General features: G+C 74.0%; 14 protein-coding genes. 4 read left to right on the top strand and 10 right to left on the bottom strand.

Features of this window, described 5'->3' with window-relative positions; genetic code table 11:
• Positions 1–13: 13 nt before the first annotated feature.
• Positions 14–1252 carry a MurT ligase domain-containing protein gene (locus tag IE271_RS17295; protein ID WP_190191220.1) on the bottom strand — a complete coding sequence of 413 codons (1239 nt, stop codon included), beginning with the start codon at positions 1250–1252 and terminating at the stop codon, positions 14–16.
• A 144-nt stretch (positions 1253–1396) separates the two neighbouring features.
• Between IE271_RS17295 and def the strand changes: the two genes are divergently transcribed.
• The gene (gene def, locus IE271_RS17290) at positions 1397–1951 is read left to right on the top strand and encodes a peptide deformylase (RefSeq protein WP_190191219.1); all 555 of its coding nucleotides are present in this window, start codon (positions 1397–1399) and stop codon (positions 1949–1951) included.
• Between the two features lie 53 nt (positions 1952–2004).
• Here the strand turns inward: def and IE271_RS17285 are convergent, their stop codons facing one another.
• Positions 2005–2649 carry a TetR/AcrR family transcriptional regulator gene (locus tag IE271_RS17285; RefSeq protein ID WP_190191218.1) on the bottom strand — a complete coding sequence of 215 codons (645 nt, stop codon included), beginning with the start codon at positions 2647–2649 and terminating at the stop codon, positions 2005–2007.
• A 168-nt stretch (positions 2650–2817) separates the two neighbouring features.
• Here IE271_RS17285 and IE271_RS17280 point away from each other — a divergent pair, with 168 nt between their 5' ends.
• Positions 2818–4044: an acyl-CoA dehydrogenase family protein gene (locus IE271_RS17280; RefSeq protein WP_190191217.1), complete on the top strand. Its 1227-nt coding sequence runs from the start codon at positions 2818–2820 to the stop codon at positions 4042–4044.
• 24 nt (positions 4045–4068) lie between these two features.
• Here IE271_RS17280 and IE271_RS17275 read toward each other — a convergent pair whose 3' ends face one another.
• The 3 genes from IE271_RS17275 to IE271_RS17265 are packed head-to-tail and all read right to left on the bottom strand — an operon-like array spanning position 4069 to position 6909.
• Positions 4069–4614, bottom strand: a complete 546-nt coding sequence (locus IE271_RS17275; protein WP_190191216.1) for a cupin domain-containing protein — start codon at positions 4612–4614, stop codon at positions 4069–4071.
• 7 nt (positions 4615–4621) lie between these two features.
• On the bottom strand, positions 4622–5836 hold the full coding sequence (locus tag IE271_RS17270; protein WP_229919389.1) for a cytochrome P450: 1215 nt from the start codon (positions 5834–5836) through the stop codon (positions 4622–4624).
• 5 nt (positions 5837–5841) lie between these two features.
• Positions 5842–6909, bottom strand: coding sequence for a type III polyketide synthase (locus IE271_RS17265; RefSeq protein ID WP_190191215.1), 1068 nt, complete (start codon positions 6907–6909; stop codon positions 5842–5844).
• A gap of 202 nt (positions 6910–7111) precedes the next feature.
• Between IE271_RS17265 and IE271_RS17260 the strand changes: the two genes are divergently transcribed.
• Positions 7112–7804 carry a transcriptional regulator gene (locus IE271_RS17260; RefSeq protein WP_190191214.1) on the top strand — a complete coding sequence of 231 codons (693 nt, stop codon included), beginning with the start codon at positions 7112–7114 and terminating at the stop codon, positions 7802–7804.
• A gap of 352 nt (positions 7805–8156) precedes the next feature.
• Here IE271_RS17260 and IE271_RS17255 read toward each other — a convergent pair whose 3' ends face one another.
• The 5 genes from IE271_RS17255 to IE271_RS17235 all read right to left on the bottom strand — a co-directional run bounded on the left by IE271_RS17255 (position 8157) and on the right by IE271_RS17235 (position 12987).
• The gene (locus IE271_RS17255; RefSeq protein ID WP_190191213.1) at positions 8157–8396 is read right to left on the bottom strand and encodes a DUF6213 family protein; all 240 of its coding nucleotides are present in this window, start codon (positions 8394–8396) and stop codon (positions 8157–8159) included.
• Between the two features lie 25 nt (positions 8397–8421).
• Positions 8422–9816: an NADP-dependent succinic semialdehyde dehydrogenase gene (locus tag IE271_RS17250; protein WP_190191212.1), complete on the bottom strand. Its 1395-nt coding sequence runs from the start codon at positions 9814–9816 to the stop codon at positions 8422–8424.
• A 75-nt stretch (positions 9817–9891) separates the two neighbouring features.
• Entirely contained in the window at positions 9892–10356 is a 465-nt protein-coding gene (locus tag IE271_RS17245; protein ID WP_190191211.1) for an NUDIX hydrolase, read from the bottom strand.
• Positions 10353–11900: an ATP-dependent DNA ligase gene (locus IE271_RS17240; RefSeq protein WP_190191210.1), complete on the bottom strand. Its 1548-nt coding sequence runs from the start codon at positions 11898–11900 to the stop codon at positions 10353–10355. Before IE271_RS17240 ends, IE271_RS17245 begins: the two co-directional genes overlap by 4 nt.
• 130 nt (positions 11901–12030) lie before the next feature.
• Positions 12031–12987, bottom strand: a complete 957-nt coding sequence (locus IE271_RS17235) for an NAD(P)/FAD-dependent oxidoreductase (protein WP_229919384.1) — start codon at positions 12985–12987, stop codon at positions 12031–12033.
• 184 nt (positions 12988–13171) lie between these two features.
• On the opposite strand from IE271_RS17235, the gene IE271_RS17230 reads away from it, so the two are divergent.
• Complete coding sequence (locus tag IE271_RS17230) at positions 13172–13750, top strand: helix-turn-helix domain-containing protein (protein WP_190191275.1); 579 nt, start codon at positions 13172–13174, stop codon at positions 13748–13750.
• Positions 13751–13886 lie beyond the last annotated feature (136 nt).

Here is a 13886-nt window from a genome sequence, read left to right as displayed (position 1 = left end):
TCGTCCTTGTCGATCAGTTGCCGACCCGGCGGCGCAGGTCCTGGAACGCGGTGTAGTTCGCGATGACCTCGATCCGGCCCGGCGGGGCGAGCTGCACCGCCTGGTCGAGGGTGTCGCAGACCTGGAAGGACTGGTTCGCGACCTCCAGGCGCACGGCCAGGTCCAGCTTGCGGTCGCCGAGGACGAAGATCGGGTGGCCGGTCAGGCGCGTGTAGTCGACGTCCCAGAGCCAGGAGGTGTCGGTGCCGTCCGCGCTGCGCGCGTTCACCGACAGGATCACCGGGGTCGGCGGCGGGTCGATCAGCGAGAACGTCTCCAGCCAGCCCGCGGGGTTCTTGGCCAGCAGCAGCCGCAGGTCGCGCTGCTGGAACTGCACGACGTCGTAGCGGCCCGCCACCGCCTGCACCTGGTACATGCGTTCCAGGGCGACCTGAGGGGGCACGCCGAAGACGGCGGCGACGGCGGCCGACGAGGCGGCGTTGGCCTTGTTGGCGCGGCCGGGCAGCTGGAGGTGGATCGGCCAGGCCGACCCGTGCGGGTCCAGCACGTGGTCGCCGGAGAGCGCCCAGCTCGGCGTGGGCCTGCGGAAGCCGCACTCGCCGCAGAACCAGTCGTCGCCCGGGCGCTGCATCACACCGCCGCAGGACGGGCAGGACCAGGCGTCGTCCTTCCACATCTGCCCGGCGGCCACCCACACCACGTTGGGCGAGGAGGACGCGGCCCACACCACCAGCGGGTCGTCGGCGTTGGCGACCACGACGGCCTTCGAGCCCGCCAGGCCCTCGCGCCAGTGCTCGGCCATCATCCGGGTCTCGGCGGCCCGGTCGAGCTGGTCGCGCGAGAGGTTCAGCAGCGCGATGCACTTCGGGTCGGTGTCCCGGGCGACGCCCGCCAGGTACTTCTCGTCGACCTCGATCACCGCGTACTTGGCGTCGGAGCCGCCGGCCAGCGCCGAGGTGATGCCCGCGGGCATGTTGGCGCCGAGCGCGTTGGACACGACCGGTCCCGCGGCGCGCAGCGCCTCGGCGATCAGCCGCGTGGTCGTGGTCTTGCCGTTGGTGGCCGAGACCAGGATCACGTCCAGGTGCTGGGCCAGCCTGGCCAGCAGGTCGGGGTCGAGCTTGAGCGCCACCCGGCCGCCGATCACCGATCCGCTGCCCCGCCCCGCGGCGCGCGATGCCGCCGCGACGGCCCTGCCCGCCGTCACGGCCAGCTTGGCCCGCGGCGACAGCGGGTCCGAGTTGCCTGCCATCAGTTCCCGATCCTCCTTGCGTACGGCGCCGCCCCTGCTCCCCGGCAACGTGTGGTCCTCAGCCTATCGAGATCCGTGCACCGTCCCGAACCCGCGCCACCTCCCCGGCGCCCCCACGGCCTCGGGAACCGTACGCTTGCGGCCATGCGACACGGCTCGATCCCGGGCGCCGCGGGGCGCGTCCGGCCGCTCACCCTGCTCGGCGACCCCGTTCTGCACACTCCGTGCGAGGACGTCACCGACTTCGGCCCCGAACTCGCCCGCCTCGTCGAGGACATGTTCGCCACCATGTACGCGGCCCGGGGGGTGGGCCTGGCCGCGAACCAGGTGGGGGAGGGGCTGCGGGTCTTCGTGTACGACTGCCCCGACGACGAGGACGTCCGCCACCTCGGCCACATCGTGAACCCGCGCCTCGTCGAGGCGGACGGCGTGGTGCTGCGCGGCCCGGAGGGCTGCCTGTCCCTGCCGGGCCTGGAGGCGGGCACGGAGCGGTACGACTCCGCGGTGGTCGAGGGCGTCACGCTGGACGGCGGCCCGGTGCGGGTGCACGGCACCGGCTTCTTCGCCCGCTGCCTGCAGCACGAGTGCGACCACCTCGACGGCCGGGTCTACACGGACCGGGTCAGGGGCTGGCGCCGCCGCAGGGTGCTGCGGGCGGCGGCCAGGGCGCCCTGGAACGACGGGTCGCGGGCCTCCTGACCGCCCGCCGGAGCGACCCGCGGGGCCGCGGGTCGCGGGTCGCGGGGCGCGGGTCAGAATCCGGGCCCGCCCACCTTGTCGCCGGCCGCCGCCAGGCGGCCCCACAGCAGGTCGGCCAGGCCGCGCACCAACTCCGCGCGCGAGCACGGGCGTTCGCCCAGCCACCAGTCGCCCGCGGCGTGCATCATGCCGACGATGCCGTGCCCCCACACCCGGGCGAGCTGCTGTCCCGCGGGTCCGAGGTCGACGCGCTCCTCGATGACCTCGGCCAGCTCCTCGCCCATGCGGCGCAGCAGGGGGACGGAGTGCAGCCCGACGTCGAAGCCCTGGTCGTTCGGCGTACCGGCCTCCGACGGATGCATCAGAAAGCGGTACACCTGGGGGCGTGCCTCGATCGCGGCGAGGTAGGTGTCCAGGGTGTTCTCCACCCGCTCCCGGCGCTCGGCCGGGGCGTCCAGGGCGGCCCGCAGCGCCTCGAGCAGGGCGTCGGTGTGCCGCTTGGCGAGGGCCGCGTACAGTCCCCCCTTGTCGCCGAAGTGCCGGTACAGGATGGGCTTGGTGATCCCGGCCTCGGCCGCGATGGCGTTCATCGAGGCGCCGGGGCCGTCGCGGAGCACCACCCGGTCGGCGGCCTCCAGCAGTTCGCGCCGGCGACGGTCGGCGGACCTCTCCTGATCGGTCCGCTGCGTGGTGTCCATGAGTTCTCCCCACCCGTGCTGTTTCGGTGACGCCTGCGCAACGTAACACCCCCGGGCGGACCTGCAGCGAACGGGCTGACGCGCGCGGGAGGGGAGTTGACATCTTCTACCGACGAGTAACAGACTCTGTTACCGTAAGTAACATGTGAGTGCAGCGCTGGAGGGGTCATGGCCGAGTTCACCATGGAGCTCAACGACGAGCAGAAGGAGGTCCGCGACTGGCTCCACGGGTTCGCCGCGGACGTGATCCGCCCCGCGGCCGCCGAGTGGGACGAGCGCGAGGAGACCCCCTGGCCGGTCATCCAGGAGGCCGCGAAGGTCGGCATCTACTCCCTGGACTTCTACGCGCAGCAGTACTTCGACCCCACCGGCCTCGGCATCCCGATGGCGATGGAGGAGCTGTTCTGGGGCGACGCGGGCATCGCCCTGTCGATCGTGGGCACCGGCCTGGCCGCCGTGGGCGTCCTCGCCAACGGCACCGACGAGCAGATCGGCACCTGGATCCCGCAGATGTACGGCGACGCGAACGACGTGAAGGTCGCCGCCTTCTGCTCCTCCGAGCCCGACGCCGGCTCCGACGTCGCCTCCATGCGCACCCGCGCCGTCTACGACGAGGCCAAGGACGAGTGGGTCCTGAACGGCACCAAGACCTGGGCGACCAACGGCGGCATCGCCAACGTCCACGTCGTCGTCGCGGTCGTCGACCCCGAGCTGGGCTCCAAGGGCCACGCCTCCTTCATCGTGCCGCCGAACACGCCGGGCCTGTCCCAGGGCCAGAAGTTCAAGAAGCACGGCATCCGCGCCTCGCACACCGCCGAGGTCGTCCTCGACGACGTCCGCGTCCCCGGCAGCTGCCTGCTCGGCGGCAAGGAGAAGCTGGACGAGCGCCTGGCCCGAGCCCGCGAGCGCGCCAGGTCGGGCGGCGAGCGCGTGAAGAACGCCGCGATGGCCACCTTCGAGGCGTCCCGCCCGGCCGTCGGCGCCATGGCGGTCGGCACCGCCCGCGCCGCGTACGAGGAGGCGCTGGAGTACGCCAGGACCCGCGTGCAGTTCGGTCGGCCGATCATCGACAACCAGGGCGTCGCCTTCCAGCTCGCCGACATGCGCACCTCGATCGACGCCGCCCGCCTGCTGGTGTGGCGCGCCTCCTGGATGGCGGTGAACGGCAAGCCGTTCACCGCCGCCGAGGGCTCGATGTCCAAGCTGTTCGCCAGCGAGACGGCGAAGAAGGTCACCGCCCAGGCGGTCCAGATCCTGGGCGGCAACGGCTTCACCCGCGAGTACCCGGTGGAGCGCATGCACCGCGACGCCGCGATCTACACGATCTTCGAGGGTACGAGCGAGATCCAGCGCCTGGTCATCGCCCGCACCCTCGCCGGCATGCCGATCCGCTAGGGACCGACCTGAGGGGGCGCCCCGCTAACCAGGGTCGGGAGGGGGCGCCCCGCTGTGCCTGAGCGGCGTCAGCTGCTCGATGTCGTAGCGGGCGCGCAGTTCCTCGATCGCCGCGTGGTCGGGCGGCCCGCCGCCGCCGAGGATCTCCAGCAGCTCCTCGAAGTACCGCTCGTGGTCGGGCGGCGGAGATGCCTGGAAGAACATTTTCGCCGGTTCGCCGGTGGGATTGGCGAACGCGTGCGGGCAGCCCGGCGGCACCACGACGACCGTGCCCGGGACCGCCCGCACCACACGGCCCCCCGAGGCGGACTCCCAGTGCCGCCAGCCGTTCCGGGTGCGCACGCGCGGCTCGAAGGCGAGGACGTCCAGCTCGCCCTCCAGCACGTAGAACAGCTCCTCGCTGCGCGTGTGCACGTGGGCGCCCACGTCGAAGCCGGGCGGCACGACCACCTCGAAGCTGGACGCCGTGCGCGAGTGCGTACCCGTCACCTTGAACGTCACGTGCTGGGCCGGGGTGCGCACCGTCCGCCCGTGGCCCGGCGGCACGAACAGCCCCTCCAGTGCGGTCATGAGGCGCTCACCAGGCGACGGGCAGGGCCTCGGGCCCGCGGATGAGGGCGCCCTTGCGGAAGGGGACCCGCTCCGGAGCCACCGCGAGCCGCAGGTCGGGCACCCGGTCCAGCAGGGCGTCCACCAGCAGTTCCGACTCCAGGCGCGCCAGCAACCCGCCCACGCAGTAGTGCGGTCCGTGCCCGAAGGCCAGATGCGGGTTCGGACTGCGGTCGATGTCGATCCGCCCGGGGTCGGGGAACACGTCCGGGTCGCGGTTGGCGGCCAGGTACGACACGTACACCGCGTCGCCCGCACCGATCCGCACGCCCCTGATCTCCACGTCCTCCAGCGCGATGCGGGACAGGCCCACGGCGCTGCGGTGCGGGATCCAGCGCAGCAGCTCGTCGATCGCCCCGGGACGCGCCTCCGGCTCCTCCCGCAGCCGCCGGAGCAGGTCGGGGCGGGTGAGCAGGACGTAGAACATCTGGCCGGAGTTGTTGGTGACGGCCTCGCCGCCGATCTGGATCAGCACCGCGAGTCCGACGGCCTCCTCGGCGGTCAGCTCCTGCCGGCCCACGGCGGCGCCGAGCAGCGACGCCACGTCCTCGGCGGTGCTGCCGTGCCGGTCGCCGACCAGCTTCCCGAAGTACGCGGCCATCTCGTCCCGGGCCCGCTCGCTGACCGCCGCGCCGTGCGCGGAGGACAGGATCAGCTGCGTCCAGGTGTGCATGCGCTCCCGGTCGGCGGCCGGGACGCCCATCAGCTCGCAGATGACGGCGATGGGGAAGGGGCCGAGCACCGCGCCGGTCAGATCGGCCGGCGGTCCGGCGCGCAGCATGTCGTCCACCATGCCGTGCAGCGTCTCGCGGGCGCTGTCGCGCAGCCGCTCCACGCCGCGCGCGGTGAAGGCGGCGGCCACCGAGCGGCGCAGCCGGGTGTGGTCGGGCGGATCGGCGAAGCCGACCGCCCCGGCGGCCGGGACGAAGTGCGGCGCGAGCCGGGTGACCTGCCGTCCCAGGACGGCCTCGCGGCTGAAGCGCGCGTCGTTCGTCACGAACTTCACGTCGTCGTGGCGCGTCACCAGCCACGCCCAGCCCTCGCCGTTCGGGAGCCGGATGCGGGTCACCGGGCCCTCGCGCATCAGCTCGGCCAGGACGGGGTCGAAGTCGACCCCGTCCAGGTCGAGGGCCGGCCAGTGCCGCACGGGCGGCACCGCCCCGTCGGGGACCTGCTGTTCCACTGTGTTCACACCGCCTCCTGCACGGCCGCGTGCTGCCAGCGGCCCAACGCCATCTCGGCCGTGATGCCGGGGCCGAAACCTGCCAGCATCCCGCGCGCCCGGTGCGCGGCACCGCCCTCGTCGAACAGCCGCCGCAGCGCGTCCAGGACGACGGCGCTGGCGATGTTGCCGTACTCGGTGAGCGTGGCCCGGCTGAAACGGAAGGCGTACGGGTCGATCTGCAAGAACTTGCTGAGGTCGTCCAGGATGCGCGGACCGCCCGCGTGGATGATGTAGAAGTCCAGGTCGGAGGCGTCCCAGCCGTGCGAACTCGCCAGCTTGCGCAGGACCGGGGCGAGCGGCTCCATCGTGGTGGGCACCCGCTTGTCCAGCATGAAGTGGAAGCCCGTGGCCCGTACGTCGTACGCGATCCACCCGTCGGTCTTCGGGATCAGGTAGGAGCCGTTGCGCTCCAGCGTCATGCCCGTGCCGCCCCGGCCGCGGACCACCGCGGCGGCGACGCCGTCGCCGAACAGGCCGTTGGACAGCAGCGAGCCGACGCCGAGGTCGGTCGGCTGGTAGCACAGCGAGCAGAACTCGCAGGCCACGATCAGGGCGTTGGCCGTCGGATAGGCCGAGCAGAAGTCGTGCGCCCGGTTGACGGCCGCGCCCCCGGCGGCGCAGCCCAGCTGGGCTATGGGTATCTGCCGGGTGGTGCTGTCGAACCCCATGGTGTTGATCAGCCAGGCCGTGAGCGAGGGCATCATGAAACCCGTGCAGGAGACGTAGACGATCACGTCGATGTCGGTCGGGAGGAGCTCCGCGTCGTCGAGCGCCGCCCGTACGACGGCGGGGACACGGGCCTTGGCCTCGGCCACGTAGACCTTGTTGCGCTCCTCGAACCCCGGGTGCTTCAGGGTCTCCTCGATGGGCTGCACGATGTGCCGGGTGCGTACGCCGGTGTTCTCGATCAGCCTCAGGGCCAGCGGCAGTTGGGGGTGGTCGGAGTGGCGGGTGCGTGCCAGCTCAAGCGTCTCCTCCATGGTGATCACGTGTTCCGGAACGGAAACCGAGGGCCTGCACAAAGTCGCCATGGGCCTGTGCCTTCCTCTGTCCGCCGAAGGCCTGGTGCCCTCGGGGGAGGGGTGACGCTACCACCGGCGATCGCTCTGTGATGCGGAGATATCGCGCCGAACTACTCCAAATCGACGGCCCGCCCGGCGGCCCCCGGGGCACGCCGGCGTGAGAGCCTGGAAGGGCCGGGAGCGGGGCCCGCGGAGCCGAAGGAGCACGGCGATGACCACGGCTGTCGAACTGCTGAGGACCACCACGGGGCGGCTGGCGCCGGACCCCGCGGCCAACCGGCTCGTGCCGCTGATCGCCCGGGGCGCGGCCCGCCGGGAGACGCTCGCGGCGCTGGCCCTGGAGGAGCGGGAGGTGGTCGCCGCCGACCGGCGCGCGTTCCTGCACCTGGCCGGGCGGCCGGACGCCGGGCCGGAGTGCGCCGCGTACTTCCGCGCGCTCGCCGAGGGCGAGGAGGAGGCCGGACGGCGGCTCGGCCCGCTGCTCACCGCCTGCGGCGCGGACCGGCCCGGGGCGGCGGACGCCCACGAGCCGCTCGCGGGCTGCCGGGCGTACCCCGCGTACGTGGCCTGGCTCGCCCTGAACGCGGATCCCGTGGACGTGGTCCTGGCGCTGACCGCGAACTTCGCGGCCTGGGGCGGGTACTGCGAGACCGTCGCCCGCGCCTTGCGGCAGCACTACGGCTTCGACGACGAGGCGTGCGCCTTCTTCGACCTCTTCGCCGGGCCCGCGCCGGACCTGGAGCACAGGGCGCAGGCCGCCGTGCGGGCCGGCCTGGAGGCGGGCCGGGTGCACGAGGACCTGGTCCACCGGTACGGGCGGCTGCTGCGGAGCTACGAGTCGATGTTCTGGCACACGCTGTGGGAGACCGACCGGGAGCGGGGCGAGCGGACCGCCGGCCGCTAGGGCCGCCCCGCCCGGCGGGCGACGGCGCCGCTTGGCTTTACGACGCCGAACCGTCCGGCCCGCGGCGTCGTCCAGGGTTCGGTGCCCGGCGGGCGCGGTACGGGCCGGCCGCACGGTCCCGCCCGGTCCGGCGCGGCGTCGTCCGGTCGCTCTGCTCGGCCGACCGGGTGGAACGCCGGCCGGTCGTGTCGCCGTCCCGGGCGCGGCGCCGGACGGCCGTGTCGTCGTCCCGGCGCTGCACCGGTCGGTCGTGTCGCCCGGGTATCCGGTGCGGAGCGGGGCGCGGCGTTTCCCCGACGCCCTGTCGGGCACCGCTCCGGCAGGGCGTCGGGGCGGGGCGCCCGGCGTGACGTCAGTCCGGTGCGGTTCCGCTGCTGTGCGCGATGCACGCCACGTCGATGCGGTCCGCCAGCTTGGCGAGTTCGATCGTCAGCGTCGCCACGGTGTCCTCGTCGAGCCCGTCCTGGCCGGCCTCCACCAGGCGCAGCCACCGGCCGCCGACCGTGCGCAGCAGTTTGCTGACGTCGGCGGCCGCGACCTGGAACGTTCCGCGGTGGTCGACGATCAGGGGCAGGGTCACTTCGCGGTTCACAGGACGAAGCGTAACTGCGGAACGCTCACGCTCCGTGCCATACCGTGGTGATGTTGCAGAACTCGCGGATTCCGTGACCCGACAGTTCGCGCCCGTAACCGGAGCGCTTGACCCCGCCGAACGGGAACGCCGGGTGGGAGGCCGTCATCCCGTTCACGTAGACGCCGCCCGCCTCCAGGTCCCGTACGAAGCGGTCCACCTCGGCCTCGTCGCGCGTCCAGACGTTGGAGCTGAGGCCGAAGGGCGTGTCGTTGGCGATCCGCACCGCGTCGTCCAGGTTTTCGGCGCGGTAGAGCGTGGCGACGGGGCCGAACGTCTCCTCGTGGTGGACGCGCATCTCGGGGGTGATGCCGGCGAGCACGGTCGGCTCGTAGTACCAGCCGCCGTCGGGCAGGCCCTCGGGCCGCTTCCCGCCGCACAGCACGGTGGCGCCCTTCTCGACCGCGTCGGCGACCAGCTCCTCCATGCCCTCGCGGCCACTGGCGCTGGACAGCGGGCCGACCTCGGTGTCCTCGTCCATCGGGTCGCCCACCTTCAGCGCCTTCATCCCGGCGGTGAAGCGTTCGGCGAAGGCGTCGTAGACGTCCGTGTGGACGATGAACCGCTTGGCGGCGATGCACGACTGGCCGGCGTTCTGCACCCGGGCCGTCACCGCCGTCTGCACCGCCCGGTCCAGGTCCGCCGACGGCATCACGACGAAGGGGTCGCTGCCGCCCAGCTCCAGCACCGTCTTCTTGACGTCGTCCCCGGCGACGGAGGCGACCGAGCGGCCCGCCGGCTCGCTGCCGGTGAGCGTGGCGGCCTTGATCCGCGGGTCGCGCAGGATCTTCTCGATCTCGGAGGAGCCGACCAGAAGCGTCTGGAAACAGCCCTCGGGGAAGCCCGCCCGGCGGAACAGGTCCTCCAGGTACAGGGCCGTGCGCGGCACGTTCGAGGAGTGCTTGAGCAGGCCCACGTTGCCCGCCATCAGCGCGGGCGCGGCGAACCGGATCACCTGCCACAGCGGGAAGTTCCACGGCATGACCGCCAGCACCGGGCCCAGCGGCCGGTAGCGGACCACGGCGCGGGAGGCGCCGGAGTCCTTCACGTCGCCGGCGTCGGGCTCCTCGTCGGCGAGCAGCCGCTCCGCGCGGTCGGCGTACCAGCGCATCGCCTTGGCGCACTTGGCGACCTCCGCGCGGGCCTGCTTCACCGGCTTGCCCATCTCGGTGGTCAGCGTCCGCGCGATGTCCTCCTGGTCCTCCTCCAGCAGGTCCGCGGCCCGGTGCATGAGCCGGGCGCGGTCCGCGAACGAGGTGGTCCGGTGGGTGCGGAAGGCGGCGTCGGCGGCTGCGATCCGGCGTTCGACCTCCTCGGCGCCCAGGGCGTCGAAGGTTTCGAGCGTCTCGCCGGTCGCCGGGTTCACCGTCGCGATGGGCATGGTCGACCTCCTGAAGCGGGGCTGTTCTCCGACCCTCCCGCGCGGTCCGGGGGACCGCAACGCGAAGGGCCCGTCTCAGCCCGAGTGCTCGGCCAGCCGGTCCAGAAACGCGGTCTGCGCCGAGACGATCACCTCACGGGCCCGGTCCAGGTCCATCCACTCCACCCGGTCCAGCTCGGGGAACTCCTGGTGGCGCCCCGACCCGCGCGGCCACTCCATGCGGAACGTCCCCGGCACCGCCGCCGCCGGATCGAGGTCCGCCTCGACCGCCCACACCGTCACGAGCTTGCCGCCCGCCTGCCGCACCTCGCCCAGCGGGATCTCCTCGCCGTCCGGGGGGTCGAGTCCCAGCTCCTCGCGGAACTCGCGGCGCGCCGCGTCCCGGGCCGGCTCCTCGTCGCCGTACTCGCCCTTCGGCACGGTCCACGCCCCGGCCCCGCGCCCGGTCCAGTACGGCCCGCCCATGTGCCCGAGCAGGACCTCGAGGCCGCGCTCCGTGCGGCGGAACAGCAGCAGCCCGGCGCTGCGCCGGGGCGTCACGGGGCGAGTCCCGGGTGCGCGGCGAGCACCGTCTCCACGGTGTCGGCCTCGGCGGGCGTCTTGTCCTCGCGGTAGCGCAGGAGCCGGGCGAAGCGCAGCGCGACGCCCGCCGGGTAGCGGGTGGAGCGCTGCAGCCCGTCGTAGGCGATCTCGACGACCAGTTCGGGTCTCACGGTCACCACCGGGCCCTCCTCCCGTGTGGCGATGCCGAGCAGGTACTCGGTCTGCCAGGCCAGCATCGCGTCCGTCATGCCCTTGAAGGTCTTGCCCAGCATGGCGAAGGACCCGTCGGGGGTGCGCGCGGCCAGGTGCAGGTTGGACAGCTTGCCGGTGCGCCGGCCGCTGCCCCACTCGGCGGCCAGCACCACCAGGTCGAGCGTGTGCACGGGCTTGACCTTGAGCCAGGACGCGCCGCGCCGGCCCGCGCTGTAGGGGGCGTCGAGCGCCTTGAGGACGACGCCCTCGTGGCCGCGCTCCAGGGTGTCGGCCAGGAACGTCTCGCCGGCCGGGGCCGCCGCCGGGTCCGCCGGGTCGGCCACGACCGTGCGCCGCACCCGCATCGGCTCCGGCACGAGCCGGACCAGCTCGGCGTGGCGCTCGGTGAGCGGCAGGTCCAGCAGGTCGCGCCCGTCCACGAGGAGCGCGTCGAAGAAGACGGGGGAGACGGGCACGGCCGCGGCGGCCGCGGCGACGTCCACCCGGGAGCTCACCCGGCCCGCGGTCTCCTGGAAGGCGCGCGGGCGCCCGTCCGCGTCGAGCGCGATGACCTCGCCGTCCAGGACGAAGCGCTCCCGCGGCAGGTCCCGCGCCGCCGCCACCACCTCGGGCAGCCGGCCGGTGATGTCGTCGAGGGTACGGGTGTAGACGCGCACGGTGTCGCCGTCGCGGTGGACCTGGACGCGGATGCCGTCCAGCTTCTCCTCGACGGCGCAGGGGCCCAGCCTGCCGATGCCCTCCGTCACGGACGAGGCGGTGTGGGCGAGCATCGGCAGGACCGGCCTGCCGACGGTCAGCCGGAACGCGTCGAGCGCCGCGGGCCCGTCCGCGAGCAGCGCGCTCGCCACCGTCTGCAGCGAACCGGCGAGCATCACCGCCCGCCGTACGTCCGCCACCGGCGCCCCGGTGGCCTGGGCGAGCCCCTCGACGGCGAGCGCGTCCAGGGCGCCCTGGCGCACCTCGCCGCTGATCAGGCCCAGCAGGAAGCGCTGCTCGGCCTCGGTGGCGGCGCCCATCAGCTCCCCGACCAGGCGGACGCGCTCGGCCTGCGAGCCGGGCCCCGACACGGCGGCCAGCCCGGTCAGGCGCGCGTCCACGTCCCGCACGGTGAGGGTGGGCTCCTCCGCGGGGTCGACGGGCCGGCTCAGCACCTTCCAGCCGACGCCGATCCGCCCCTGCGGGAGCCGTCCCGCCAGATACGGGATCACGACGGGGACGTCCGCCGCCTCCGCGTCCCGGAACAGCTCGGCGAGCAGAGCGGTCTTCCGGGTCCGCGCCGAGGTGGCGGCGACCTCCTGGGACACCTGGGCCAGTCGGGCGAACAACATGCCTTCATGGTGCAATGGGGAAGGCGTGTCCGTCCGGTACCCGGCCGTCGCCCGCGTGGCGCCCGCCCCGGACCGCCTCACGACGGACCCCCGCCACCCCGTTCCCCGGCCGTCTCAGGACGGATCCCCCTCACCCCCGGTCCAGGGCCGCCTCGATGTCCGCGAACACCAGCTCGCCGTTGAGCGCGGCGGCCGCCCGGTGCCCGGCGCTCGCGGCGTTCACGACCTGCTCGGTGGGGGAGGCCGCGTTGCCCGCGCACCACACGCCGGGCACGCTGGTGCGGCCGGTCCCGTCGAGCACGGGGTACGACCCGAACGGGGTCTCGCGCAGTTCCGCCCCCAGCCGCTCCAGCAGCCCCGTCCGCGGTACGAAGCGCGGCGGGACGAAGACGGCGGACCTCTCGTGCACGGTCCCGTCCGCCAGCCGTACGCCGGTCAGCCGGTCGTCCTCCACGACGAGCCCGGCGACCTCGCCCGGCACCACGTCCACCCCGGCCGCCGCGAGCCGGCGCAGGTCCTCGTCCGGCAGCTCCTCCTCGGCGACGGTGTGCAGGAACAGCCGCACGTCCTTCGACCACTGGGTGACCAGCAGCGCCTGGTGCACGGCGGCCGGGCTCGTGGCCAGGACGCCGAACGCCCCGTCCCGCACCTCCCAGCCGTGGCAGTACGGGCAGTGCAGCACGTCGCGGCCCCAGCGCTCGGCGACGCCGGGCACCGGCGGCAGTTCGTCGGCCAGGCCCGTCGCCACGATCAGCCGCCGGGCCCGGACGGTCCGGCCGCCCGCCAGGACCACGTCGAACTCCCCGCCGCCGGCGGCCGACACGTCCGCCGCCCGGTCCCGGACGAGCTCGACCCCGTACCGCGCGATCTCCCGTCGGCCCTCGGCCAGGAACTCGGCGGGTGCCATGCCGTCGCGCGACAGGTAGCCCTGCATGTGCGCGGCGGGCGCGTTGCGCGGCCCGCCCGCGTCGACGACGAGCGTGCGGCGCCGGGCCCGGCCCAGGACCAGCGCGGCGGAGAGCCCGGCCGCGCCGCCGCCGACCACGACGGCCTCGTACTTCTGCGATTCCTCGGTCACGGTGACCACCTCCGCGGCCACCGTGCGCCGGGCGCCGCGGTTTCGACAAACATGTTTGCCGGAACCGCAATACGGCGGGACGCGGACGCCGCCGGGGCGGAGACTTGAGGGCATGGAGACCGAGGGGACCGTGGAGGGGCGGGGACGCCCGCGGCCGGGGAGCGGGGACGGGCCGGTGAGCGAGGACACGGCCATGGACGAGGTGCTGGCCGAGGTCGGCCCCCGGCTGCGGAACATGCGCAAGGAGCGCGGTGCGACGCTCGCCGGGCTGTCCGCCGCCACGGGGATCTCCGTGAGCACCCTGTCCCGGCTGGAGTCCGGGCTGCGCCGGCCCAGTCTGGAGCTGCTGCTGCCCATCGCCCGCGCCCATCGGGTGCCGCTGGACGAGCTCGTCGGCGCCCCGTCCGTCGGCGACCCGCGGGTGCGCGCCGAGCCGGTCGTCCGGTACGGCCGCACGCACTGGCCCCTCACCCGGCAGCCGGGCGGCCTGCAGGCGTACAAGGTGCTCGAACCGAAGCGCGAGATGACCCCCGAGCCGCGGACGCACGAGGGGTACGAGTGGCTGTACGTGCTCTCCGGGCGGCTGCGGCTGGTGCTGGGCGAGCACGACGTCGTGCTGGAGCCGGGGGAGGCCGCCGAGTTCGACACCCGCGTACCGCACTGGTTCGGGTCGACGGGGGAGGGGCCGGTGGAGTTCCTCAGCCTCTTCGGGCCGCAGGGGGAGCGGATGCACGTACGCGCGCGGCCGGCGCGGAGGAAGCGGGAGGACTGACGGGCGGCGGGAGCGCAGGGCGGGGGGAGGGGCGTCGGACGGGGGCGGCGCAGCGCCGGACGGAGCCGGGGGGCGCCGGACAGGGCCGGGGAAGCGCCGGACGGGCTGATGGGAAGATCCGGGCGGAGCGGCGCCT

This window comes from Streptomyces minutiscleroticus, assembly GCF_014650875.1.
In the GTDB taxonomy this organism is placed as follows: domain Bacteria; phylum Actinomycetota; class Actinomycetes; order Streptomycetales; family Streptomycetaceae; genus Streptomyces; species Streptomyces minutiscleroticus.
The sequence above is the reverse complement of the archived record's forward strand: the minus strand, read 5'-3'. Positions and strand labels throughout refer to the sequence as shown.

Bases quoted from the DNA above. Each gene is read 5' to 3' on its own strand.
- IE271_RS17295 (WP_190191220.1), bottom strand. From the start codon at position 1,252: ATGGCAGGCAACTCGGACCCGCTGTCGCCGCGGGCCAAGCTGGCCGTG.
- IE271_RS17240 (WP_190191210.1), bottom strand. From the start codon at position 11,900: ATGTTGTTCGCCCGACTGGCCCAGGTGTCCCAGGAGGTCGCCGCCACC.
- def (WP_190191219.1), top strand. From the start codon at position 1,397: ATGCGACACGGCTCGATCCCGGGCGCCGCGGGGCGCGTCCGGCCGCTC.
- IE271_RS17280 (WP_190191217.1), top strand. From the start codon at position 2,818: ATGGCCGAGTTCACCATGGAGCTCAACGACGAGCAGAAGGAGGTCCGC.
- IE271_RS17250 (WP_190191212.1), bottom strand. From the start codon at position 9,816: ATGCCCATCGCGACGGTGAACCCGGCGACCGGCGAGACGCTCGAAACC.
- IE271_RS17230 (WP_190191275.1), top strand. From the start codon at position 13,172: ATGGACGAGGTGCTGGCCGAGGTCGGCCCCCGGCTGCGGAACATGCGC.
- IE271_RS17260 (WP_190191214.1), top strand. From the start codon at position 7,112: ATGACCACGGCTGTCGAACTGCTGAGGACCACCACGGGGCGGCTGGCG.
- IE271_RS17285 (WP_190191218.1), bottom strand. From the start codon at position 2,649: ATGGACACCACGCAGCGGACCGATCAGGAGAGGTCCGCCGACCGTCGC.
- IE271_RS17265 (WP_190191215.1), bottom strand. From the start codon at position 6,909: ATGGCGACTTTGTGCAGGCCCTCGGTTTCCGTTCCGGAACACGTGATC.
- IE271_RS17275 (WP_190191216.1), bottom strand. From the start codon at position 4,614: ATGACCGCACTGGAGGGGCTGTTCGTGCCGCCGGGCCACGGGCGGACG.